The organism is Pseudarthrobacter sp. B907, from assembly GCF_040137805.1.
Taxonomy (GTDB): Bacteria; Actinomycetota; Actinomycetes; order Actinomycetales; family Micrococcaceae; genus Arthrobacter.
Genome location: NZ_JBEEQE010000017.1, coordinates 77,371 through 100,614, shown reverse-complemented (window position 1 = coordinate 100,614; position 23,244 = coordinate 77,371). Strand labels below are relative to the sequence as shown.

General features: G+C 68.5%; 22 protein-coding genes. 15 read left to right on the top strand and 7 right to left on the bottom strand.

Annotated elements, in window-relative coordinates:
• Positions 1-1,039, top strand: a 1,039-nt coding sequence (locus ABLI39_RS14370) for an HNH endonuclease signature motif containing protein (protein WP_349414118.1), incomplete at its 5' end; no start/stop codon positions are given.
• 70 nt (positions 1,040-1,109) lie between these two features.
• Here ABLI39_RS14370 and ABLI39_RS14365 read toward each other — a convergent pair.
• Positions 1,110-1,604 carry a GNAT family N-acetyltransferase gene (locus ABLI39_RS14365; protein ID WP_349414117.1) on the bottom strand — a complete coding sequence of 165 codons (495 nt, stop codon included), beginning with the start codon at positions 1,602-1,604 and terminating at the stop codon, positions 1,110-1,112.
• Positions 1,605-1,723: 119 nt separating this feature from the next.
• Between ABLI39_RS14365 and ABLI39_RS14360 the strand changes: the two genes are divergently transcribed.
• From ABLI39_RS14360 to ABLI39_RS14345, 4 genes are all read left to right on the top strand, one after another.
• Positions 1,724-2,227 carry an RNA polymerase sigma factor gene (locus tag ABLI39_RS14360; RefSeq protein WP_349414116.1) on the top strand — a complete coding sequence of 168 codons (504 nt, stop codon included), beginning with the start codon at positions 1,724-1,726 and terminating at the stop codon, positions 2,225-2,227.
• A 2-nt stretch (positions 2,228-2,229) separates the two neighbouring features.
• On the top strand, positions 2,230-2,988 hold the full coding sequence (locus ABLI39_RS14355) for a hypothetical protein (protein WP_349414115.1): 759 nt from the start codon (positions 2,230-2,232) through the stop codon (positions 2,986-2,988).
• Between the two features lie 35 nt (positions 2,989-3,023).
• Positions 3,024-3,512: an 8-oxo-dGTP diphosphatase gene (locus tag ABLI39_RS14350; RefSeq protein ID WP_349414114.1), complete on the top strand. Its 489-nt coding sequence runs from the start codon at positions 3,024-3,026 to the stop codon at positions 3,510-3,512.
• 151 nt (positions 3,513-3,663) lie between these two features.
• Positions 3,664-4,563 (top strand): DUF1330 domain-containing protein, encoded by a 900-nt coding sequence (locus tag ABLI39_RS14345; RefSeq protein ID WP_349414113.1) that lies wholly within the window; start codon positions 3,664-3,666, stop codon positions 4,561-4,563.
• Positions 4,564-4,642: 79 nt separating this feature from the next.
• Here the strand turns inward: ABLI39_RS14345 and ABLI39_RS14340 are convergent, their stop codons facing one another.
• The 4 genes from ABLI39_RS14340 to ABLI39_RS14325 form a co-directional block, all read right to left on the bottom strand.
• Positions 4,643-5,782, bottom strand: a complete 1,140-nt coding sequence (locus ABLI39_RS14340; RefSeq protein WP_349414112.1) for a bifunctional 2-methylcitrate synthase/citrate synthase — start codon at positions 5,780-5,782, stop codon at positions 4,643-4,645.
• Positions 5,783-5,843: 61 nt separating this feature from the next.
• On the bottom strand, positions 5,844-6,746 hold the full coding sequence (gene prpB, locus ABLI39_RS14335; protein ID WP_138769677.1) for a methylisocitrate lyase: 903 nt from the start codon (positions 6,744-6,746) through the stop codon (positions 5,844-5,846).
• Positions 6,746-8,266: an MmgE/PrpD family protein gene (locus tag ABLI39_RS14330; protein WP_349414111.1), complete on the bottom strand. Its 1,521-nt coding sequence runs from the start codon at positions 8,264-8,266 to the stop codon at positions 6,746-6,748. Before ABLI39_RS14330 ends, prpB begins: the two co-directional genes overlap by 1 nt.
• Positions 8,267-8,276: 10 nt before the next feature.
• The gene (locus ABLI39_RS14325; RefSeq protein ID WP_349414110.1) at positions 8,277-8,918 is read right to left on the bottom strand and encodes a GntR family transcriptional regulator; all 642 of its coding nucleotides are present in this window, start codon (positions 8,916-8,918) and stop codon (positions 8,277-8,279) included.
• A 171-nt stretch (positions 8,919-9,089) separates the two neighbouring features.
• Between ABLI39_RS14325 and ABLI39_RS14320 the strand changes: the two genes are divergently transcribed.
• A complete protein-coding gene (locus tag ABLI39_RS14320) occupies positions 9,090-11,012 on the top strand; it encodes an AMP-binding protein (RefSeq protein ID WP_349414109.1) in 1,923 nt (640 codons plus the stop codon).
• Here ABLI39_RS14320 and ABLI39_RS14315 read toward each other — a convergent pair.
• Both ABLI39_RS14315 and ABLI39_RS14310 read right to left on the bottom strand, forming a co-directional pair.
• Complete coding sequence (locus ABLI39_RS14315; protein ID WP_349414108.1) at positions 11,009-11,728, bottom strand: response regulator; 720 nt, start codon at positions 11,726-11,728, stop codon at positions 11,009-11,011. The two genes, ABLI39_RS14320 and ABLI39_RS14315, sit on opposite strands and share 4 nt — an antisense overlap.
• A complete protein-coding gene (locus ABLI39_RS14310; protein ID WP_349414107.1) occupies positions 11,725-13,461 on the bottom strand; it encodes a sensor histidine kinase in 1,737 nt (578 codons plus the stop codon). The genes ABLI39_RS14315 and ABLI39_RS14310 overlap by 4 nt, the downstream gene beginning before the upstream one ends.
• Before the next feature lie 134 nt (positions 13,462-13,595).
• On the opposite strand from ABLI39_RS14310, the gene ABLI39_RS14305 reads away from it, so the two are divergent.
• The 9 genes from ABLI39_RS14305 to der all read left to right on the top strand — a co-directional run bounded on the left by ABLI39_RS14305 (position 13,596) and on the right by der (position 23,115).
• Positions 13,596-14,963 carry a cation:dicarboxylate symporter family transporter gene (locus tag ABLI39_RS14305; protein WP_349414106.1) on the top strand — a complete coding sequence of 456 codons (1,368 nt, stop codon included), beginning with the start codon at positions 13,596-13,598 and terminating at the stop codon, positions 14,961-14,963.
• 286 nt (positions 14,964-15,249) lie between these two features.
• The gene (locus ABLI39_RS14300) at positions 15,250-16,149 is read left to right on the top strand and encodes a ParA family protein (RefSeq protein ID WP_349414105.1); all 900 of its coding nucleotides are present in this window, start codon (positions 15,250-15,252) and stop codon (positions 16,147-16,149) included.
• Between the two features lie 8 nt (positions 16,150-16,157).
• On the top strand, positions 16,158-17,003 hold the full coding sequence (locus ABLI39_RS14295) for a segregation and condensation protein A (RefSeq protein ID WP_349414104.1): 846 nt from the start codon (positions 16,158-16,160) through the stop codon (positions 17,001-17,003).
• 98 nt (positions 17,004-17,101) lie between these two features.
• Complete coding sequence (gene scpB / locus ABLI39_RS14290) at positions 17,102-17,683, top strand: SMC-Scp complex subunit ScpB (protein WP_349414123.1); 582 nt, start codon at positions 17,102-17,104, stop codon at positions 17,681-17,683.
• 109 nt (positions 17,684-17,792) lie between these two features.
• Positions 17,793-18,980: a pseudouridine synthase gene (locus ABLI39_RS14285; RefSeq protein WP_349414103.1), complete on the top strand. Its 1,188-nt coding sequence runs from the start codon at positions 17,793-17,795 to the stop codon at positions 18,978-18,980.
• A gap of 2 nt (positions 18,981-18,982) precedes the next feature.
• Positions 18,983-20,092 (top strand): prephenate dehydrogenase, encoded by a 1,110-nt coding sequence (locus ABLI39_RS14280; RefSeq protein ID WP_349414102.1) that lies wholly within the window; start codon positions 18,983-18,985, stop codon positions 20,090-20,092.
• Positions 20,092-20,820, top strand: coding sequence for a (d)CMP kinase (gene cmk, locus ABLI39_RS14275; protein WP_349414101.1), 729 nt, complete (start codon positions 20,092-20,094; stop codon positions 20,818-20,820). The genes ABLI39_RS14280 and cmk overlap by 1 nt, the downstream gene beginning before the upstream one ends.
• Before the next feature lie 49 nt (positions 20,821-20,869).
• Complete coding sequence (locus tag ABLI39_RS14270; protein ID WP_349414122.1) at positions 20,870-21,568, top strand: lysophospholipid acyltransferase family protein; 699 nt, start codon at positions 20,870-20,872, stop codon at positions 21,566-21,568.
• Positions 21,565-23,115: a ribosome biogenesis GTPase Der gene (gene der / locus ABLI39_RS14265; RefSeq protein ID WP_349414100.1), complete on the top strand. Its 1,551-nt coding sequence runs from the start codon at positions 21,565-21,567 to the stop codon at positions 23,113-23,115. Before ABLI39_RS14270 ends, der begins: the two co-directional genes overlap by 4 nt.
• Positions 23,116-23,244 lie beyond the last annotated feature (129 nt).

Below are 23,244 nucleotides of genomic sequence, written 5' to 3'. Positions count from 1 at the left end.
CTGCGGCGCCGGGGAGCTCGTCCCGGGCCGGTTCCGGGCGAAGGCGCGCGCCTGGCGCGAACGCCACCACCCGGTCAGCATCCAGGCGCGCCACACCAAGAGTGCCGGGGACCGGCGGGTCGAATACGCCCCGGACCGGGACGGCATGGCCTGGCTTTCGGCCTACCTGCCGGCCGACACCGCCGCCGGGATCTGGGAACGAACCACCGCTGCCGCCCGCGCCCTGCAGGGCCCGGCCGAAACCCGGACCCTGACCCAGCTCCGCGCCGACATCGCCGCGACGTGGCTCCTCAGCAGCGGCACTGACTCCCTAACGCCCGACGACGGCACGGGAACCGGTGGCGTTCCGTCGCCCCGGGCGCAGGTCCTGGTCACAGTCCCGGCCCTGTCCCTGCTGGGTGCCACGGACGAACCGGCAATGCTGGACGGATACGGGCCGATCCCGGCATCGATGGCCCGCCGCCTCGTCGCGGACGGCGCCGAGTCGTTCCACCGGGTCCTGACCGACCCGCGCGACGGCGCCCCGCTGGAAATCGGCCGGACCAGCTACCGGGTCCCGAAGGCCCTGCGGCAATGGCTCCGCCTGCGCGACGGCAAATGCCCGTTCCCCGGCTGCAACAACGCCTCCCTCGACAACGACGCCGACCACCTCCTGGCTTGGGCCGACGGCGGGACCACCGGCATCGCCAACCTCGGCCAGCCCTGCCGCAAACACCACCGCCTCAAACACGGCTCCGCGTGGAGACCCACCGCGGGCGGCAAGAACCACCCGCCAGGCTGGACCTCACCATCAGGACGGACCTACCCCAGCGAACACCAGGACTGGGAACCACCCCACTGGCCGCCGCCAGCCGTTGCTGCGCATATGATCCAAGTCCAGGAATTTGGGTGGGAGCTCGAAGCGGAACCACCCCCGGATCCCGGACAATACCTCGACCCAGGTCCGGAGGCCGAGCTGCCTGAGGACCCCCTACCGGACTGGCACCTGTTCGCGGCCGGGCACCCTGTGCCCGAAAGCTCCCTGCTGCCTTGCGCCTGACCGGCCCGTGGCGTCGCTAACGACAGGCCCCCTGGTCGCGCCGCCGGTTTCGTACCACAGCGACCGTTTCCTACCTGACCATCCGGGCGTCGACGATCCGTGGAGCACCCGGGTCGATCTGCTCCGTACCGTCGAACGCAAACCCGTTGCGACGATAGAAAGCGATCGCCCGGGGGTTGTCTTTTGCGACCCACAACATGGCCGCAGCATCGCCAACAGACGCGTCCAGCAACCCCTGTCCCACGCCAGTTCCGTAGTGCTCCGCCGACACGTACAGGCTGAAGAGTTGACGATCGCGGGGGAGGTCCTGGCCTTCCGCTCCGTAGCTGGGGCCGGCAACACCGAAACCGATGATCTGCGCGTTGTGCTCCGCGATTCTGATCGTCCAATCCGGGCGTGGATTCTCAAGAATCTGGTTCCACATCAGGTGTCTGCCCTGGACGTACTCCGCGGTGAAGAACCCCTCGGGCAGCAAATGAGAGTACGCCTCCCGCCATGTGGCCACGTGCAGTTCGGCGATCAGGGGTGCATCCGGAAGCGTGGGTTCGCGCAAAGTGAAGGCCATCAGCACATCCTGCCAGAATCCTCGCCCGGTGAATGTTGTTATTGGTTCGTGTAAGAAAACCTGCCTGACGGGACACTTAGTCTTCAGGAAGAAGTCATCCGAGGTCCGGGGGAACCACCATGTTGGCTGCGAAAGAGCAAGCATTCATAGACCTGCACACCCAGCATTCCGCGCGGGTGTACAGCTACATCGCGTGCCGCATCAACGACGGGCACCGCGCTGAGGAACTTGCTGCCGATGTCTTCAGGATCGCCTGGGAAAAACAGCTCCCGGAGCCGCCGGGAATCGGGTGGCTCCTGGCGACCGCGCGAAACGTCGTCGGGAATGAGTACAAGGGCCGCCGGCGCAGACAGGATCTGGTGGAACGGCTCAAAGAGGAAGCCCGCACCGATGTCCCCGCACCACACCCCGAAGAACGGTCCGCCGTGGCGGAAGTGCTCGTGCAACTCAGGGAGCGCGACCGTGAAGTGCTGATGCTCAGCTACTGGGACGATCTGACCACCGCTGAACTCGCCCAGGCGCTGGGATGTTCGACGTCGGCCGCAGCGGTCCGCCTGCACCGGGCCCGCCGTGCGTTCGCAAAGGCCGCCCCCTCACACCTCATGACCGAACGGAAGGACTAGCCATGGACCGCATCGAACAGCTCATGAGGGATGCCAAGCCGCGGGTGGGAGCACCTGGCGCAGTCCCCGGAAGTCAGCAGGCCCGCTCGATTGTCTACTCTGACGACCCGAATGTCGTCAGCCTCGCAGGGCGAACTCCGGCGCGGCGCTCCGGGGCAAGGACTGGCGTCAGGACGGCCGCGGCGACCGTGCTCGCCGCCGCAGCGGTGGTGGCCGCCGTGGTTGTCGGCGGCAGCCTGATGCCACAGCCGGCGCCCGGGCCAGCACAGACCGGCTCCCCGGCCCCTGCTGTCTCGGCCACCTCCTCGCCAAACTCCCCAACGCCGTCCGCCGCCGTTCCCACCCCGACCCCCACGCAGGCGGCTTTGAGCACCGGCGGAGTCGCCTGCACTTTGGACAACGTGGACCAACAGCGCAGTGACCAGGTGCGGGCAATCATCCCGATCGCCCCCGCAGAACAGGGCTACTACACGGTGCTGGGCTGTGCCGGCGGATGGCTTGCCTACTCCATCTCCGATGACGGGATCAGGGCACTCCAGCTCGACGGCGGCAACGCCTGGTTCAAGATCGCCAAACTCCAGAACGGACGGTTCCTGTGCGATGTCCGGCAGCCGTGGTCCGACGTCCTGAACTGGGAGTTCCAGGCCACGAACAACGAAGGCCTCACGCCGCAGCAGGCTATGGACAAACAATTCGCGCAGAAAGGGATACCGGTTGAACTGCGCCCGCAGCTCGTGGGAGACGGGCCGGCCGCCGGGTGACTGCGGTCCACGGCGCCGGTTATAGGGTGGAGCACATGACGTCTACACCAGTCACCCTCTGCTTCCTGCTCCGCGAATCGGGGCGCGGCACCGAGGTCCTGCTGGGCCTGAAGCGGACCGGCTTCGGCCTCGGCAAGATCGTGGGCATCGGCGGCCATGTGGAGCCAGGGGAGAGCGACGCCGAGGCCGTGGTCCGCGAGGTCTGGGAGGAATCCGGCGTCGTGGTGCTCCAGGAGGACCTCGCCCACGCCGGCGTCGTCGAGTTCATCTTTCCCGCCCGGCCCGCGTGGAACATGTCCTGCCGGCTTTTCACCACCCGGCGCTGGGAGGGCGAGCCCGCCGAAAGCCCGGAAATCACGCCCGAATGGTTCGACGCCGCATCGTTGCCACTGGAGAGGATGTGGCAGGACGCGGAGCACTGGCTGCCTCCGGCGCTGGCGGGGGAGACGATCGACGTCGTTGTCGTCCTCAACGAGGACAACGAAACCGTCGCGTCGGTCAGGTACCCCTCTGCGCCCGGATGATCCGTAACCCCGCACCACCTAAGTTGGCGGCGCGGAATTACCCCGAATGCCGTCACGGGCCGGTAGCCTAGGGATCGACTCTCACACGCGGCAATCCGCGCTCTTCGTCGTTGAAGTCGGGAGCGGCACACTCACACTTTGGGGGCAGGGCATGGACTTGAGAGATCGCAACGCCGAGCGTTACAACGAAGACAGTTACGACGACGAACAGTCCCCAAACACCGGGGTTCGGCGGCGCCGGGTGTGGGCGGCCGTTGTCGTCGCCGTGGCTCTGGCGGCCGTGGCCGGGGGCGTTGCCCTGGCCGGAACCATGGGATTAGGGAAGCCGGCCCCCGCAGCAGCTTCGACGGCCGCTGTAGTCTCTCCCACGGCATCCGCAGGCATTTCGACGACGACGGCGCCCACCGCCGCGCCATCGGCGTCCGCGACGTCCCCCGCGGCCAACGCCTCCGTTCCGGCAACCGGGGCAGCTGCCGCCGGAGAATGGAAGACTTTCACCACCGCCGATTCGAGGGCGAGCTTCGAGTATCCGGCCGCCTGGCGTGTGTCCCCGACGCCCGGGGCTTCCGCCTACGCCGGCAACTCAGTCGACGTCGCCGATGAGGCCGGTGTGGTGGTGGCCTCCCTGACTTTTGGCCCGTCGGGCGGGCTGGGGGGCGCGTGCCAGGGCGCCGTTCCCTACACGGTGCTGGATACAGTTGAAGTCGATCTCCCGTACCAGGCCACGAAGGGGTCTGTCACGCCGAGGTTTGTCTTCCGCGCCCTCCAGGAAGCGGACCATGTCTCCGCCACCTACGGGCTGACCAACTCCGTGGCCGGGCAGAACGGCACCACCTGCATGTTCTACAACGTCGTCACCACCCTCGCCGACCCGCCGATGTACTCCTTCGCCGACCAATTTTCGGTCCGGGCGGGCGAGACGCAGCAAGACCCGGCCCGCAAGGGAGTCAAGTCCTTCCCTTCGATGGACGCCGCCCGGGCCTACATGCAGACCCCGGAGTACCTGAACGCGAAGCGCATGATCACCTCGCTGAAGTTCACCGCGGGCTAGCAGCGCCTTTAATCAACAAAAAGCGCGGGCCGGCCACCTCTCCAAGGTGGCCGGCCCGCGCTTTTACTCGTGGCAGGAACTACGGCACGTGCCGTTCCTCCACGCCGTTGTACTCGCTCAGCGGGCGGATCAGGGAGTTCGAGTCCAGCTGCTCCATGATGTGCGCGGTCCAGCCGGTGATCCGGCTCGCCACGAACAGGGGCGTGAACGTCGCGGTGTCGAAGCCCATCAGGTGGTACGTGGGACCGGCCGGGTAATCGAGGTTCGGCTTGATTGCCTTCGCCTCGTCCATGGCGGTCTCAAGCCCGTTGTAGAGCCCCAGTAGCTCCGGACGCCCGTAATGCGCGATCATCTTGTCCAGGGCGGCCTTCATAGTGGGAACGCGGGAGTCGCCGTGCTTGTAGACGCGGTGGCCGAAGCCCATGACCTTCTTCTTGTGCGCCAGGGCGTCTTCCATCCAGGCCTTCGCCCGCACCGCTGCCTCGTCGAGTGACTCCTCCTGCCGGATGCCGATCTCGTCGAAGGTGTGCATTACTGCCTCGTTCGCGCCGCCGTGCAGGGGGCCCTTGAGCGCTCCGATCGCACCCGTGACGGCCGAGTGCAGGTCGGAGAGCGTCGAGGTGATCACCCGGGCCGTGAAGGTCGAGGCGTTGAAGGAGTGCTCGGCGTACAGGATCATCGAGACGTTGAAGGCCTCCACGACTTCCTGGACCGGCTCCTCGCCGAACGACATCCACAGGAAGTTGGCGGAGTAGCCCAGGTCGTCGCGGGGCTCCACCACACCCTGGCCGTGTCGGCGCCGCTGGTCGTAGGCGACCACGGCCGGCATCGCGGCGAACAGGTCCACCGCCTTGGCCATGTTGGCCTCGCGCGAAGAGTCCTCGGCGAGCGGGTGCCGGGCACCCATTACCGAAGCCGCCGTCCGGCAGACGTCCATCGGGTGCGACGTCGTCGGCAGCGCGTCGATGACCTGCTTGACCACCGGGTCCAGCGCACGTCCCGCGCGTTCGCGTGCGGTGAACTCGGCCAGCTGCTCCTCGGTGGGCAGCTCCCCGTTCCACAGCAGGTACGCCACTTCCTCGAAGCTGCACTTGGCGGCCAGCTCCTGGACGGGGTAGCCGCGATAGAGCAGCGAATTGGTGTCCGGGTTGACCTTGGACACCGCGGTGTAGTCCACCACGACGCCGGCAAGGCCCTTTTTGATCTCATTTTCAGCCATGCTGAACTCCTTTGTTCCTAACGCCTGTTTACCGGCCGGGGCCGGCAGTCCGGTGGGGGTGTCAGATGCCGGGGATCTGGAAATTGAACACCCCGGTGTCAAAGCGGTTGTAGGCCTCGTAGTCCACAAGGTCGTAGAGCCGCGCACGGGTCAGCATGCTCGAAACCTGTGCCTCCTGGGTGCCGTCGGATTTGATCGATTCCAGAGTACGCTCAGCAGCGCCCATGGCACTACGGAGCAGCGTCACCGGGTAGATCACCATGTTGACGCCGACGCCGGCCAGCTCGTCCACCGTGAACAGCGCACTCTTGCCGAACTCGGTCATGTTGGCCAGGATCGGCACGTCGACGGCGTCGCGGATCGCCTGGAACTCGCTGAGGTCCTTCATGGCTTCCGGGAAGATCGCGTCCGCGCCGGCCTCCACGAGGGCCTTGGCCCGCTGCTGCGCCGCCTCCAGCCCATCCGTGGCCCGGATGTCGGTGCGGGCCATGATCAGGAAGTTCGGGTCCCGGCGGGCGTCCGCCGCGGCCCGGATCCGCTTGGTGGCGGTCTCCAGGTCCACAACGTTCTTGCCGTCGAGGTGGCCGCAGCGCTTCGGGTTGAACTGGTCCTCGATGTGAAGGCCTGCCAGGCCCGCGTTCTCGAGTTCCTGCACGGTGCGCGCCACGTTCATCGGCTCGCCGAAGCCGGTGTCGGCGTCGACGATCGAGGGCAGGTCGGTCATCCGGGCGATCTGCCCGGCCCGGGTGGCCACCTCGGTGAGGGTGGTCAGGCCGATGTCCGGTAGGCCCAGGTCATTGGCGAGGACGGCGCCGGAGATGTAGACCCCGGCAAAGCCCTTCTCCTCGATCAGCCGGGCCGAGAGCGGGTTGAACGCGCCCGGGAACTGCTGGATGGTCCCGGAGGCTAGCAGCTCCCGGAAACGGATCCGCTTCTGCTCCGGTGTGGTCTTCGAATACAGCATCAGAAGAGTCCCTTCGGTGCGGACGCCAGGTCGATCACGCCGTCGGCGGCCTTGATGTTGAGCTGGTCCAGCTCGCCGGCGGCCAGCTCGGGCAGCCGCGCGGCGGCGGCGAGGAAGCGCTCGATCTCTTCCTCGGCCACGAGGCCGGCGGCGAGGGTACGGAACTTGTTGACGTACTGCTCGCGGGCGAACGGCCGGGCGCCCAGCGGGTGGGCGTCGGCGACGGCGATCTGGTCGGTGATGACGGTGCCGTCTTTGAGGGTGATCTCGACGGAGCCGCCGAAGGCCTTCTCCGCGATGTCCAGGGAGTGGTAGCGGCGGGTCCATTCCGGATCCTCGACCGTGGTGACTTTGTGCCACAGTTCCACGGTGTCCGGGCGGCCCGCGCGCTCCGGGGCGTAGGAGTCGACGTGGTGCCAGGCGCCGTCCTGCAGGGCGACCGTGAAGATGTACGGAATGGAGTGGTCCAGGGTCTCGCGGCTGGCGGTGGGGCTGTACTTCTGCGGGTCGTTGGCGCCGGAGCCGATCACGTAGTGGGTGTGGTGGCTGGTCTTGATCAGCACGGATTCGACGTTGGCCGGGTCGGTGACCTCGGGGTGTTCGCCGTGCAGCTTGCGGGCCAGGTCGATCCACGCCTGCGCCTGGTACTCGGCGGAGTGTTCCTTGGTGTAGGTGTCCAGGATGGCGCGCTTGGCTTCGCCGTCCTCGGGCAGCGGCACGGTGTAGTTGGCGTCGGGGCCGTCCAGCATCCAGGCGATGACGCCGTCTTCGCCTTCGTAGATCGGCACGGGGGAGGTCTGGCCGCGCATGGCACGGTCGGCGGACTCAACGGCCATCTTGCCAGCGAACGCGGGCGCGTGCGCCTTCCAGGTGGAGATCTCGCCCTTGCGGGACTGCCGGGTGGCGGTGGTGGTGTGCAGCGCCTGGCCGACGGACTGGAAGATGGTCTCGACGTCGAGGCCCAGCAGGGTGCCGATGCCGGCGGCGGCGGACGGGCCCAGGTGCGCGACGTGGTCGATCTTGTGCTTGTGCAGGCAGATGGCCTTGACCAGATTGACCTGGATCTCGTAGCCGGTGGCGATGCCGCGGACCAGGTCCTGGCCGCTGGAACCGACGTGCTGGGCGACGGCGAGGATCGGCGGGATGTTGTCGCCCGGGTGGGAGTAGTCCGCGGCGAGGAACGTGTCGTGGTAGTCGAGTTCGCGGACGGCCACGCCGTTGGCCCAGGCCGCCCATTCGGGCGCCACGCGCTCCTCGATGCCGAAGACCTTCGAGCCCTTGCCGCCGGTGCTGGGGCCGTGGGTGAGCGCCTGGGCGCGGGCCGCGACGATGGGAGCGCGGTTCAGGGACGCGATGGCCACCGAGGCGTTGTCGATCACGCGGTTGATCACCATGTCGGTGACCTCGTCGGAGACCGCGACGGGATCCGCCGCCACCTTGGCGATTTTGTAGGCGAGCTGGTCCTCGCGGGCCAGGTTTTCCTCGCTCTTGTAAACGCGGACGTGGTGTTCCTTAACCATGGTTCTCCTTCTAGTGAGGTACGTGGGTGGCTTTGACGTGGGAAAGGCTGCGGTGCAGGTGCACGGTGGTGGCGGCCTCAGCGAGCCGGGGGTTGCCGGCGGCGATCGCTTCGGCAATGGCGGCGTGCTCGGCGGCGGCGGCGGTGAGGCGTTTGGCGTCGTCGGCCGCCAGCCTGCGGACCCGGACCAAGTGCACACGCAGGCTGCGCATGGCCTGGGCCAGGTAGGAATTGGAGATTGCGGCGTCGATGGCGGTGTCGAGCCGGCCGACCAGGCTGTAATAGTCGTGCCGCGCGGGATCGGCCCCGTTGATCAGTTCCGGCGCCCGCAGCAGCTCGCGCTGCAGCAGCTCGAACGTCGCTGCGTCGCCGCGTTCGGCCGCCAGCGCGGCGGCCTTGCCCTCCAGGGTTTCGCGCAGTTCGAAAAGCTCGTCGATGTCCTCCAGGGAGATGTCGGTGACGACGACGCCGCGGCCGCCGGCCGTCGTCGTCAGCCCTTCGGCGGTGAGCCGGCTCAGGGCTTCCCGGAGCGGGGTCCGGGAGATGCCCAGCCGCTCGGACTGCTCCACTTCGGCGAGCACGGTTCCGGGCGCCAGACGCCATTCGATGATGTCCTCGCGCAGGGCCGCATAGGCCTTGTCGCTGGCGCGCATCCTGACTCCTTCGTTGGCTGACCCCAACAGTGTATACACAATTCGAGTGCTGGCCCAGCTTTTTGTGTAGAAAGGGGGAATTACGCCGTCCACTGTATACACAGCTCTTGTGGAGGGACCCCCGCCGGGCTACCATGAGCTGCATCACAACGTCGTGGACGGGATTACTTCATGGTCACCAGCAGCTACCGGGACAGCTACGAACGCAGCGTTGAGCAGCCCGAGGAATTCTGGCTCGAGGCCGCCGAGAAAATCGCCTGGAGCACACCGCCGGTCCGCGCGCTGGATGCCGCCCGCGCCCCGCTCTATGCCTGGTTTCCGGACGGCGAGTTGAACACCTGCTACAACGCCCTGGACCGGCATGTGGCGGAGGGCCGCGGCGCCCAGGACGCCCTGATCTACGACTCGGCCATGCTGGGCATCCAGCAGCCCTTCAGCTATGCCGAGCTCACCGGCCTCGTGGCCCGCTTCGCCGGGGTGCTCCGCGGCCAGGGGGTGGGCAAAGGGGACCGCGTGGTGATCTACATGCCGATGATCCCCGAGGCTGCCATCGCGATGCTGGCCACGGCCCGGCTCGGCGCGGTCCATTCGGTAGTTTTCGGCGGTTTCGCGCCGAAGGAACTCGCCGCCCGGATCCGGGACGCCGCCCCCGCCGCGGTGGTCACCGCCTCTGGTGGGATCGAACCCTCTCGCCGGATTGAATACCTGCCGGCCGTCGCCGAGGCGCTTCAACTGGCCGGCACCCCGGAAATCCCCGTGCTGGTCAAGGCGCGGGACGGGTTCGTGGCATCTGCGGCGGACCATGCGGGCTGGCTGGACTGGGACGCGGCGATGGCAGCCGCCGAGCCCGCGGACCCGGTTGGCGTCAAGGCCACCGACCCGCTCTACATCCTTTACACCTCCGGGACCACCGGCGCCCCCAAGGGCGTGGTGCGGGACAACGGCGGCCACGCCGTCGCCTTGAGCTGGACGCTGGAGAACATCTACGACGTCGGCCCCGGAGACGTGATGTGGACCGCCTCCGACGTCGGTTGGGTGGTGGGACACTCCTACATCGTCTACGGGCCGCTGCTCGCGGGCGCCACCAGCGTGATCTACGAGGGCAAGCCGGTCGGCACCCCGGATGCCGGAGCGTTCTGGCGCGTGATCCAGGACCACAAGGTCAATGTGCTCTTCACCGCGCCGACGGCGCTGCGCGCCATCCGGAAGGCCGACCCCGAAGCGAACGTTCTCGGGCAGTACGACATCTCCAGCCTGCGGACCCTTTTTGCCGCCGGCGAGCGGCTGGATGCCGACACCTTCCACTGGGCGTCGCGCGTCCTCGGCGTCCCGGTGGTGGACCACTGGTGGCAGACCGAGACCGGCTGGGCCATCTGCGCCAACCCGCGCGGCCTGGACGGGCTGCCGATCAAGGCGGGCTCGCCAAGTGTGCCAATGCCCGGCTTCAGGCTGCGGATCCTCGACGGCGCGGGCGAGGAAGTGGAGGCCGGCACCGAGGGCAACATTGTCCTGGGCCTGCCGCTCCCGCCGGGCACCCTGACGACGCTCTGGGGCAATGACGAGCGCTACATCTCCTCCTACCTGCAGGCCTTCGAGGGCTACTACGCCACCGGTGACTCCGGCTACCGGGACGAGGACGGCTATCTGTTTGTGATGGGCCGCACCGACGACATCATCAACGTTGCCGGCCACCGGCTCTCCACCGGGGCCATGGAGCAGGTGATCGGCCAGCACCCGGCTGTCGCCGAATGCGCCGTGATCGGCCTCGCGGACCCGCTCAAGGGCCAGCGCCCCAGCGGCTACGTGGTCCTCAAATCCGGGGTGGACGTGCCGGAGGAGGTGCTGGTCAAGGACCTGATCGCCCTGGTTCGGCGCGACATCGGCGCCGTGGCGGACTTCAAGCATGTCACCGTGGTGGAGGCGCTGCCCAAGACCCGTTCGGGCAAGATTCTGCGCAAGACCATGCGCCAGATCGCCGACGGCGACGACTACGTGGTACCCTCCACGATCGAGGACGCCGGTGTGATCGACCAGCTGTTGGAGACGCTGCGGCCTGGTGCCGCGGGGGAGCGGCAGGGCCAGGTGTCCAGCTAGGACCCGGACCGGCTCCAGCGGTATTCGTTTTCCGGCCGGCCGGGCGCGCCGTAGCGGGCGGTGCGGGACACCGTGCCGGCGTCGGCGAGGTATTCGAGGTACCGGCGTGCGGTGACCCGGGACATGCCCAGCGCCTCCATCACCTCGCTGGCAGACACGGCCCCGGCCTGCTGTTTCATGAAGTCCTGGACGGCCTCCAGGGTGGACCCGGACAGGCCTTTGGGCAGCGGCAGTTCCGACGGCGCCCGGAGGCTCGCGAAGGCCTGGTCCACGTCGCTCTGGGATGCCCCGGCCCCGGCGCCGCCCGGTCCGGGGGAGGCCAGCTGCTCGCGGAACTGCCGGTAGCTGCGCAGTTTGTCCGCGAAGGTGGCGTAGGTGAAGGGTTTGATCAGGTACTGCACGACGCCGGTCGCGACGGCGCTGCGAACGATGTTCAGTTCGCGCACCGCGGTGATGGCGATGATGTCGGCGAACAGGCCGGAGGCGCGCATCCGGCGGGCGATGTCCAGGCCATGCAGATCCGGCAGGTTCATGTCCAGCAGGACCAGCTCGACGGGCTGCCCGGCGGCCGACAGCTCCGTCATCAGGCGCAGGGCGGACTGCCCGTCCGGGGCGGAGCCGGCCAGGGTGAAGCCGTCCAGCCGGCCGATGTAGGCCGCGTGGGCCGCCGCGGCAATCGGTTCGTCCTCGACGACGAGTACGCGGATGTCACTCATTGCTGTTCCTTCGCTGTCCCGGCGGGTTCATCGGCGGGTTCATCTGCGGAGCCTGCGGGGGCCGGCGCCGTCGGCAGCGTGACCCGGAACAGAGCCCCGGCCGGGCTGGTGATGCTCATGCTACCGCCCAGCCGCTGCACGGCCTGGCGGACCAGCGCCAGGCCCAGCCCGCGCCCGAAGGGCCCCGGGGCCTTGGTGCTGAAACCGTGCCGGAAGACGTCCTCCACCGCATTCGGATCGATGCCGGGGCCGCTGTCCTCCACCGAGATCTGCAGGGCGCCGCCCTCCGAGACGACCGAGAGCTCAACCAGCCGCGGCGGCGGCGCATCGGCGGCGGCGTCGATCGCGTTGTCGAGCAGGTTGCCCAGGATGGCCACCAGGTCCTGGACGGCCAGCCCGGTCACCGCCGTGGAGCCGCCGGTGGTGAGGATCAGTTCGACGCCGCGTTCGTGCGCCTCGGCCGCCTTGCCCATGACGAGCGCGCCGAGCACGGGCTCCTCCAGGGAGCTGACCAGGTCGTCCGTCAGCCGCTGGCTCAGCTCCAGGTCCTTGGTGGCGAAATCGAGGGCCTCGGCGGCGCGGCCCAGCTCCATCAGGGACACCATCGTGTGCAGCCGGTTGGCGTGCTCGTGGGTCTGGGCGCGGAGAGCGTCCGAGAGTGTGCGCATGGTTTCCAGTTCGCTGCCAAGGGACTCGATTTCCGTGCGGTCCCGGATGGTGGCGACCGTGCCGTAGACCGGACCTGCAGTTTGGCGCTGGCGGGACGCGGGGGAGCGGGGACCCACCGCCGGGCCCTGGTTGACCACGAGCACGCGCTCGCCGGTGAGGTGGATTTCGTCCTGGGCGGTCCGGCCGGACTCGAAGAGGTCCTTGAGGCTCGGGGCCAGCGGCAGTTCGGCCAGCGACGGTGCCGCCGCGCCCCGACCGCCCGCCGCGCCGCGGCCGGCCGGGGCCACGCCGTCGCCCGGGGCCACGCCGTCGACCGCGCGGGGCGGGACTCCGAGCAGCGCGGCCGCCTGGTCGTTATACATCACCACCTTGCCCCTGGGATCGATGAGGATCACCCCCTCACGGACCGAATGCAGCACCGATTCGTAGTAGGCGAACAGCTGCGCGAGCTGCTCCGGGCCCCAGCCGCGGGTCACCCGGCGCAGGTACCGGGCCAGCAGCCAGGAGGCCACCGATCCGGCCGCCAGCAAGGCGAAAGCGATCGCCAGCAGGGCCGGGAGCCGGCCGGAAAACGCGACATCCACCGTCCCCACCGTCACGCCCGCCGCCACCAGGGCCCGGACCGTGCCGTCCGCGTCCTTGACCGGGGCGATGGTGCGCACCGAAGGCCCGAGCGTCCCGGCCATGATCTCGGTGATGACCTCGCCCCGCAGGGCGGCGTCGATCGAACCGATGTACGGCTTGCCGAGCTCCTCGTCGCGGGGATGGGTCCACCGGGTCCGGTCCGGCGCCATGATCGTAATGAAGTCCGCGCGGGCGTCCCGCATCACCTGCAGGGCGTAGGGCTGGAGCCGCGCGGACGGGTCGGGGGAGGCCGCCGCCTGCAGGACCAGCGGGTTGTCGGCCACCGCGGTGGCGATCCCCGCCATCCGCCGGCCCGCTTCCTGGTAGGCGTGGTCGCGGGCGTCCACAAACGTCGCCGTGCCGACGACGGCGGTCAGGGCCAGCATGAACAGCAGGTGGGCCACGAACAGCCTGCGGGCAATGCTCCAGTGATGGATCAACGGCACCTTCCATGACCAATATGAACGCAACGGTGATGCGCGTCACTCCATCCCCAATGATGGAGGAACACGCAGAACGGACGTGATGCGCGCCCCAAGCCGCATCGAAGTCCAGCCTATCCAAGGAGAACACCATGGCCTCTCAACGAGGAGAGTCAGCGGCACCGGCCGCGGCGCCGGTCAAGCAGCGCAAGGGTCTGGACAAGTCCCACTACCTTTACATCGCGGTCATCGCCGCCGTCGTCCTCGGCGCCCTCGTCGGCCTGATGTTCCCGGAGGTCGGGAAGTCCCTCAAGCCCCTCGGCGACGGCTTCATCAAGCTCATCAAGATGATGATCGCCCCCGTCATTTTCTGCACCATCGTCCTCGGCATCGGCTCCATCGCCAAGGCCGCCACGGTTGGCAAGGTCGGCGGCCTGGCCCTCGGCTACTTCATTGTGATGTCGACGTTCGCCCTGGCCATCGGCCTCGTCGTCGGCAACCTGATCCACCCGGGTGAGGGCCTCAAGCTCGCCCCGTACGATCCGAACAAGAAGGCAGCGACGGACAGCACCGTCGACTTCCTGCTCGGCATCATCCCCAGTGACATCCCCGTGCTGCCCACCCTGCTCGCCGCCATCCTGGTCGGCTTCGCGCTGCAGAAGATGGGCCCGCAGGGCACCCCGATCCTGAAGGCCATCGGCCACGGCCAGGCCCTCGTGTTCCGCATCCTCATCATGGTCATGTGGCTCGCCCCGGTCGGCGCCTTCGGTGCGATCGCCGCCGTCGTCGGTGCCACCGGCGTCCAGGCCATCATCAGCATGGCCACCCTGATGATCGCCTTCTACATCACCTGTGCAGTGTTTATCGTTGTGATCCTCGGCGGCCTGCTCCAGGTCGTCTCGGGCGTCAACATCTTCCGCCTGATGAAGTACCTCGGCCGCGAATACCTGCTGATCTTCTCCACGTCCTCCTCCGAAGCGGCGCTGCCCCGCCTGATCGCGAAGATGGAACACCTCGGTGTTTCCAAGCCGGTCGTCGGCGTCACGGTGCCCACCGGCTACTCGTTCAACCTGGACGGCACGGCCATCTACCTGACCATGGCCTCGCTGTTCGTCGCCAACGCCATGGGCACCCCGCTGGACCTCGGCGCCCAGATCTCGCTGCTGATCTTTATGATCATCGCCTCCAAGGGCGCCGCCGGGGTCACCGGCGCCGGCCTGGCCACCCTGGCCGCAGGCCTCCAGGCCCACAAGCCGGAACTGCTCGGCGGCGTCGGCATGATCGTCGGCATCGACCGCTTTATGTCCGAGGCCCGCGCGCTGACCAACTTCACCGGCAACGCCGTGGCGACCGTCCTGATCGGCACCTGGGTCAAGGAGATCGACGGCGGCCAGGTCGAGCGGGTCCTCTCCGGAGCCGCTCCGTTCGACGAGCAGACCATGATCGCCGGCCACGCGGCTGAGCAGCCCGCTGCTGTGCCGGCTGCCCAGCCCGCACACCCGGTGCCCGCCAACGCCTAAGCACCGGCAGCTCCGCTTTCACCTCACACCAAAACCGCCCGGACGCGCCACCCGCGTCCGGGCGGTTTTGCGTGCCCCCGGGATCCGCCGGAGCGGAACCCTCGACCTCTACCAGAGGGTCAGACGCGCCGGTCGGCGGTTGTCAAGGTCCGTCGAATACCGTGTCGGGGGCTGTAACCTTGGGAGGAATAACGATCCGTGCCGGGCGGAGCCAGCCTCAGCAGGCAGCGCCGGACCGGCCGGATCCGGCAGGAAAATCACCGTCATCGAAAGTGTGGATAGATACGTGAGCAGCGAACAGGGTTCAGCCACTCTGGAAGGCACAGAACTCGACCTGGACGACGCCGTCATGGGCCCCACCGGGCGCCCCTACCGCGATTTCCCGGAGCCCGCGCCGCTGTCCTCCCACGGCCCGGCCCGGGTCATCGCCATGGTCAACCAGAAGGGTGGCGTGGGCAAGACGACGTCCACGATCAACCTCGCGGCGGCGCTGGCCGAATACGGCCGCCGGGTGCTGCTGGTCGACTTCGATCCGCAGGGCGCGCTCTCCGCCGGCCTTGGCACCAACCCGCACGAACTGGACCTGACGGTCTACAACGTCCTGATGGACCGCAAGGTCGACATCCGCGATGCCATCCAGAAGACCGGCGTCGAAAACGTGGACCTGCTGCCGGCCAACATCGACCTCTCCGCCGCCGAAGTCCAGCTGGTCAACGAGGTCGCCCGCGAACAGGTCCTGGACCGGGCGCTGAAGAAGGTCGAGGACGACTACGACGTCGTCCTGATCGACTGCCAGCCCTCCCTCGGCCTGCTCACCGTCAACGCCCTCACCGCGGCGCACGGCGTCATCATCCCGCTGATCTGCGAGTTCTTCGCCCTCCGCGCGGTGGCGCTGCTGGTCGAGACGATCGACAAGGTCCAGGACCGGCTGAACCCGCGCCTGCAGGTCGACGGCGTGCTCGCCACGATGTACGACGCCCGCACCCTGCACGGCCGCGAAGTCATCGCCCGGCTGGTGGAAGCCTTCGGCGACAAGGTCTTCGAAACCGTCATCAAGCGCTCCATCAAGTTCGCCGACGCCACCGTCGCCGCCGAACCGATCACCAGCTACGCGGGCAACCACGCCGGTGCCGACGCCTACCGCCGACTGGCCAAAGAGCTGATCTCGCGCGGCGGCGCACCCTAACCACGGCCGTGGCAGCGACAGCCCCGACGGCCGAACTGTCGCCGTCCGGAAAGAAGCCGGGCTTCGAGGTGCGGCTGGAGAACTTCACCGGCCCGTTCGACCTGCTCCTGGGACTGATCTCCAAACACCAGCTGGACATCACCGAGGTGGCGCTGGCCACGGTCACGGACGAGTTCATCAAATACATCAAAGGGCTGCAGCGGCTGGGGGAGGACTGGGCCCTGGATGAAGCCAGCGAGTTCCTGGTGATCGCCGCGACCCTGCTGGACCTCAAGGCCGCCCGGCTGCTGCCCGCCGGCGAAGTCGAGGACGACGAGGACATCGCCCTGCTCGAGGCCCGCGACCTGCTGTTCGCCCGGCTGCTGCAGTACAAGGCCTTCAAACAAGTCGCCGGGCTGCTCGCCTCCACCCTGGAGCTGGAGGCCCGGCGCTACCCGCGGCAGGTCGCCCTGGAGGGCCACTTCGCCGCGCTGCTGCCCGAGCTGGTCTGGAAGCACAGCCCCGCGGAGTTCGCGGCCCTCGCCGAGGCGGCCCTGAAACCCAAGGACGCCGCCCCCACCGAGGTCGGCCTCGCCCACCTGCACGGGACGCCGGTCAGCGTGAAGGAACAAGCGGAAATCCTCGGACTGCGGCTGCGGCTCGGCAAGCCGCTCACCTTCCGGTCCCTGATCGCCGACGCCGAATCCACCCTCGTGGTGGTGGCCCGGTTCCTTGCCCTGCTGGAGATGTTCCGGGACAAGGCGGTGGCCTTCGACCAGCTACTTCCCCTCGGCGAATTGTCCGTGCACTGGACCGCCGACGACGCGGACTGGAGCAGCCAGAACCTGAGTGAAGAATACGAGGAGCAGCCGTGAGCGACGCGCCCAACCTTCCCGCCGACGCCGGAGAGCCCGGCGTTCCCGACCTGGCAGCGCTGCCCGGCGGCGCCCGCGCGGCCCTCGAAGCGGTGCTGATGGTCATCGACGAGCCGGCCACGGCCACGGAGCTGGCCGCCGGCCTGAACCTGACGGTCGACGTCGTCGAGGGTCTGCTCGGGGAACTGCAGCGGGAGTATAACGGCTATACTGGTAATGCCCCGGATGCGGATGAGGCCAGCACGTCGTTGAATACTGCTGGATTCAGTGCCGCCCCCCGGGGTTTTGAATTGCGGAATATCGCCGGAGGCTGGCGGATCTATTCCCGCGCGGAGTTCGCCGACGTCGTAGGCGGCTTCGTGTTGGAAGGGCAAAGTGCCAGGCTGACGCAGGCGGCGCTCGAAACGCTCGCCGTCATCGCCTACCGCCAGCCCGTCTCCAGGGCGCGGGTCTCTGCGATTCGAGGGGTCAATGTTGACTCGGTGGTGCGGACGCTGACCCAGCGCGGCCTGATCGAAGACTCGGGAAACGATCCCGAGTCCGGGGCCATCCTGTACCGCACGACGTCGTATTTCCTCGAACGCATGGGAATCGGCTCGGTGGCTGAGTTGCCTCAGCTTTCACCCCATCTTCCAGGGCTTGAAGGCATAGCAGAGTTTTACGACGCAGGAAGAATGTAGGCAGGAATGCTGCCTGCGTAAGAGTATCCACCAGGGCAGAACCATTTGCCCGGCCGGTGGGGGACTGCCGTGAGGCAGCCGTCGCGGGCCACCAAACGAAGGACGGGTCATGACACAGGCGGGACGCCAGGGTTCACCACGTAACAGTTCGGGACGCACCAGCGCCGGACAACAATCAGCGCGCACCCAGGGTGCGGGCGGCGCCGGCCGCGGCCAGCGCGACTTCTCCAAGGGCGGCGTCGACCGTCCGTTCAAGCGGCCCAAGCCGCGCGAAGAGGCTTTTGTTGACCCGGACCTAAACCCGGGCGGCGGAGCCCCCGAGCAGGCTGACCGGAAGGCCGGCGCGAAGCCGGCACGGAAGCCCGCGGCCCGCAAGCCCGGTGCCGGCAAGGCTCCCGGCACCCCGGGCGCGCTCAAGCCCAAGCCGCGCATCGGCGCGGGGGCGGCCAAGGCCACCGGTTCCAGCGCGTTCGGCAGCGAACGGTTCGGCCAGAACCTCGGCCCCGTCCGCAAGCCCACCCGCAAGCGCGGCCCGCGCGGGCCCGTGCCGCAGTCCGAGCTGCACGACGCCGACGGCGTCCGCCTGCAGAAGGTCATGGCCTCCGCCGGCGTCGCCTCGCGGCGCGTCTGCGAGGAAATGATCGCCGAAGGCCGCGTCGAGGTCGACGGCCAGGTCGTGACGGAACTCGGCGTGCGCGTCGACCCCAAGACCGCCGTGATCCATGTTGACGGCCTCCGCATCCAGCTGGACGAGAACATGGTCTACATGGTCTTCAACAAGCCCAAGGGCGTTGTCTCCACCATGGAGGATCCGGACGGCCGCCCCTGCATCAGCGACTTCGTCCGCAACCACCACGGCGAACGCCTCTTCCACGTCGGCCGGCTCGACGTCGCCACCGAGGGACTGCTCCTGCTGACCAACGACGGCGAGCTCGCCAACCGCCTGACGCACCCCTCCTACGAGGTGCCCAAGACCTACCTCGTGCAGGTCCGCGGGCCGTTCCCGCAGGGCGTCGGCGCGCAGCTCAAGGCCGGCATCGAACTCGAAGACGGCATCGCCTCCGTGGACTCCTTCAAGCTCGTCGACTCGACCCCCGGCCACGTGCTGATCGAGGTCGTGCTGCACTCGGGCAAGAACCGCATTGTCCGGCGCCTCTTCGACGCCGTTGGATTCCCTGTGCTGCGGCTGGTCCGCGTCAAGGTCGGACCCATCGGCCTGGGCGACCAGCGCCAGGGCAGCATCCGCAACCTCGGCAAGCAGGAAGTCGGCCACCTGCTGGCATCCGTGGGGCTGTAGGCATGTCTGCATTTCGCACCCACGGCCGCGGCCACCTCAACGGCCCGGTGGTGGTTGTGGGGACCGGGCTGCTGGGCACCAGCATCGGGCTGGGGCTCCGCGGCCGCGGAGTCGCTGTGTACCTCTCCGACCCCTCGCCGACCAACCAGGCCGTCGCCGTCGACATCGGCGCCGGCCTGCCCTTGGCGCGCCTTGAGGGCGAGGCGCCGGAACTCGTGGTGGTCGCCGCGCCGCCGGACGTGACCGCCGACGTCGTCGCCCGCGCCCTGGCGGACTACCCGGAGGCCGTGGTGGTGGACATCGCCAGCGTCAAGGCGTCCATCCTGGCGGAGCTGCGGACCCGCGGCGCCGACCTGGGCCGCTACGTCGGAACACACCCGATGGCGGGCCGGGAGAAGTCCGGCCCGGTCGCCGCCCGCGGCGAGCTGTTCACCTCGATGCCGTGGGTGATCTGCCCAACGCCCGAAACCCGGCCCGAGGCGCTGCAGGCCGCCCGTGCGCTGGCCGGTGACCTGGGCGCCGTCGTCTCCGAATTCGGCGCCGAGGAACACGACGAAGCCGTGGCACTGGTCTCGCACCTGCCCCAGGTCATGTCCTCCCTCGTGGCCAGCCGGCTGCAGGGAACCCCGCTGCACGCCCTCTCGCTGGCCGGCAACGGCCTGCGGGACGTGACCAGGATCGCCGCGAGCGACACCACGCTCTGGGTGCAGATCCTCGGCGCCAACGCGGACAAGGTCGTGGACATCCTGCACGGCGTCCGCGAGGACCTGAACCGGCTGATCGGCACCTTGGAGGATCCGACGGCGCCGGGCGCCAGGCTGGACCTGGCCCAGCTGATCAGCGAAGGCAACGCCGGCCAGTCCCGGATCCCGGGCAAGCACGGCGGGCCGCCGCAGGCGTACTCCTGGCTGACCGTCCTGGTGGACGATACGCCCGGCCAGATCGCCAAGCTCCTGACCGAGATCGGCGAGATCGGCGTCAACCTCGAGGACCTCCGTCTGGACCACTCCTCGGGACAGAATGTCGGCATGGTGGAACTCTCCGTGCTGCCCAACAAGCACGAGCTGCTCATCGAAGCCCTCAACGACCGTGGATGGCGGGTACTCCAGTAATGACCCAGGAACTCATCGAAACGGTGGACATCGTCCGCCCCGGCAAGAGCCTCGTCGTCGCGATCGACGGCCCCTCCGGCTCCGGCAAATCCAGCGTCAGCAAAGAGGTGGCACGCCGGCTCCGGCTGGCGTACCTCGATACCGGCGCCATGTACCGGGCCCTGACCTGGTTCTGCCTGGACAGCGGCACGGACCTGGCCGACGGCGAGGCCATCGAGGCCGCCGCCGAGGGCCTCCAGCTCGAGATCAGCACCAGCCCCCAGGACGAATACGTCCGGGTCGCCGGGACTGACATCACCGAGGCCATACGTGAGCCTGCCATCTCCGCAGCGGTCAGCGCCGTCGCCACGACGCTCGGCGCCCGTACCGAACTGATCCGCCGGCAACGCGAGCTGATCGAAAAGCACCACCGCCGCATGGTGGTGGAGGGCCGGGACATCACCACCGTCGTCGCGCCCCACGCCGAGGTGCGCATGCTGCTCACCGCCAGCGAGGAGGCCCGGCTGCGCCGCCGCGGCATCCAGCTGGGCGGCAGCCAGAACGCCGAACAACTCGCCGCGCAGGTCACGGCCCGGGACGCCAAGGACTCCACCGTGGTGAACTTCACCCAGGCCGCCGACGGCGTGGTCACCCTGGACTCCTCGGACCTGGACTTCGCCCAGACCGTCGACGCGGCCCTCGGGATCGTGCACAAGGTTCTCAACCACACGGCCATCAACCGTGACTGAAGGCGCAGTCCGGGCGGGGCAGCCCGGCCGGGCGTTCCTCGACGGGACCATGGCCTGGAGCCGGCCGGTCGGCTGGATCCTGGACCACCTGGTCTACCGCACCACCGTCAAGGGCCGCGCCAACGTGCCGGACGCCGGACCGGTCATCTTCGCCGGAAACCACATCAGCTTCCTCGACGGTCCCGTGATGTTCGGGGCCGCGCCGCGGCCGATGCACATCTTCGTCAAGAAGGAGATGTTCCGGGGCTTCCCGGGCCTGGTACTGAAAGCCTCCGGCCAGCTGGCGGTGGACCGCTCCGGTGACCGGACCGCGCTGCAGCGGGCCAAGAGCGTCCTCGACGCCGGACGGTGCGTCGGGATCCTGCCCGAGGGCACCCGCGGGAGCGGCGAGGCCGCCACGATCAACAACGGGGTCGCCTGGCTCGCGCTGAACTCGGCCGCCACCGTGATCCCTGTCGCCATCCTGGGCACCAGGATCGGCGGCGAGCACCTCAATGCGGTTCCCCGGCCCGGCCGCCGGCTGCACGTCAGCTTCGGTGGCGCCCTCAATCTCAGCCGCAGGCCCGGCGAGACCGGGCGTGCTTCAATGGACAGGGTGGGAACCGAGATCCGCGCCGCCCTCGCCCGGCACGTCCAGGACACCATTCAGTCCACCGGGCAGGGCCTGCCCGACGCGGATTCCCCGCAAGAACGCCAGACAGCAGTAGCCGGGACGCCGGCAGATCACCACCTAAGGAAAGTGCAATGAGCGATACGACTCAAACCCCCGGCCACTTCGGCGCCGGCGAAGACGAATACACGCCCACCGGCACGGACCAGGTGGCTGAGAACCTTGCCGCCCTGGACGACGAGGAAGCCGAACTCTGCGCGGCCTCGCTCCGCGCCGGCCTGGATGACTACGAACTGGACGAGGAAGACGCCGCCCTGCTCAGCGGCCGCTACGAGGACGAAGACTTCGACGGCCCGGTCAAGCTCGACCCGGTCCTGGCCATCATCGGCCGCCCCAACGTCGGCAAGTCCACCCTGGTCAACCGCATCCTGGGCCGCCGCGAAGCCGTCGTCGAGGACACCCCCGGCGTCACCCGCGACCGCGTGATGTACTCCGCCAACTGGAACGGCCGGAACTTCACCGTGGTGGACACCGGCGGCTGGGAACACGACGCCCGCGGCATCCACGCCCGCGTCGCCGAGCAGGCCGAGATGGCCGTGGAGCTCGCCGACGCCGTGCTGTTCGTGGTGGACTCCGCCGTCGGCGCGACCGCCACGGACGAAGGCGTCATGAAGATGCTGCGCAAGTCCAAGAAGCCCGTCATCATGGTGGCCAACAAGGTCGACGACTTCGCCCAGGAAGCCGACTCGGCCGCCCTCTGGGGCCTCGGCTTCGGCGAACCCTACCCGGTCTCCGCGCTGCACGGCCGCGGCGTCGCCGACCTGCTCGACCACGTGATGGACACACTCCCGGAGTTCTCCACCATCGAAGGCCTCGAGCGCAGCGGCGGCCCGCGCCGCATCGCACTGATTGGCCGGCCGAACGTCGGCAAGTCCTCCCTGCTGAACAAGCTGGCGGGCTCCGAGCGCGTGGTCGTCGACAACACCGCCGGCACCACCCGCGACCCGGTCGATGAGTTCATCGAACTCGGCGGCCGCACCTGGCGCTTCGTGGACACCGCCGGCATCCGCCGCCGCCAGCACATGGCGCAGGGCGCGGACTTCTACGCCTCGCTGCGCACCCAGAGCGCGCTCGAAAAGGCCGAGGTCGCCGTCGTGCTCCTCGCCGTGGACGAAGTGCTCAGCGAGCAGGACGTCCGCATCCTGCAGCTGGCGATCGAATCCGGCCGCGCGCTGGTGCTCGCGTTCAACAAATGGGACCTGCTCGACGACGAACGCCGGACCTACCTCGAACGCGAAATCGAGCAGGACCTCGCCCACGTGGCGTGGGCCCCGCGCGTGAATATCTCGGCCAAGACCGGCTGGCACAAGGACCGGCTGGTTCCGGCCCTGGACACCGCACTGGAAAGCTGGGACAAGCGCATCCCCACCGGACGCCTCAACGCCTTCCTCGGCGAACTGGTGGCCGCACACCCGCACCCGGTCCGCGGCGGCAAGCAGCCCCGCATCCTTTTCGGCACCCAGGCCTCCAGCCGGCCGCCGAAGTTCGTGCTCTTCACCACCGGCTTCCTCGACCCCGGCTACCGCCGCTTTATCACCCGCCGGCTCCGCGAAACCTTCGGTTTCGAGGGCACACCGATCGAGGTCAACATGCGGGTCCGGGAAAAGCGCGGCAAGAAGCGTTAATTCCGACACACGCCGCCTGTGACATGGTGAAAGTGTCACGGGCACCCTCCGGAATCGTGTAAGCTTTTGGAGGTGGTTCGGCCGGACTGCTCAGATGAAATCCTATGGGGAACAACAGGAGATCATCGG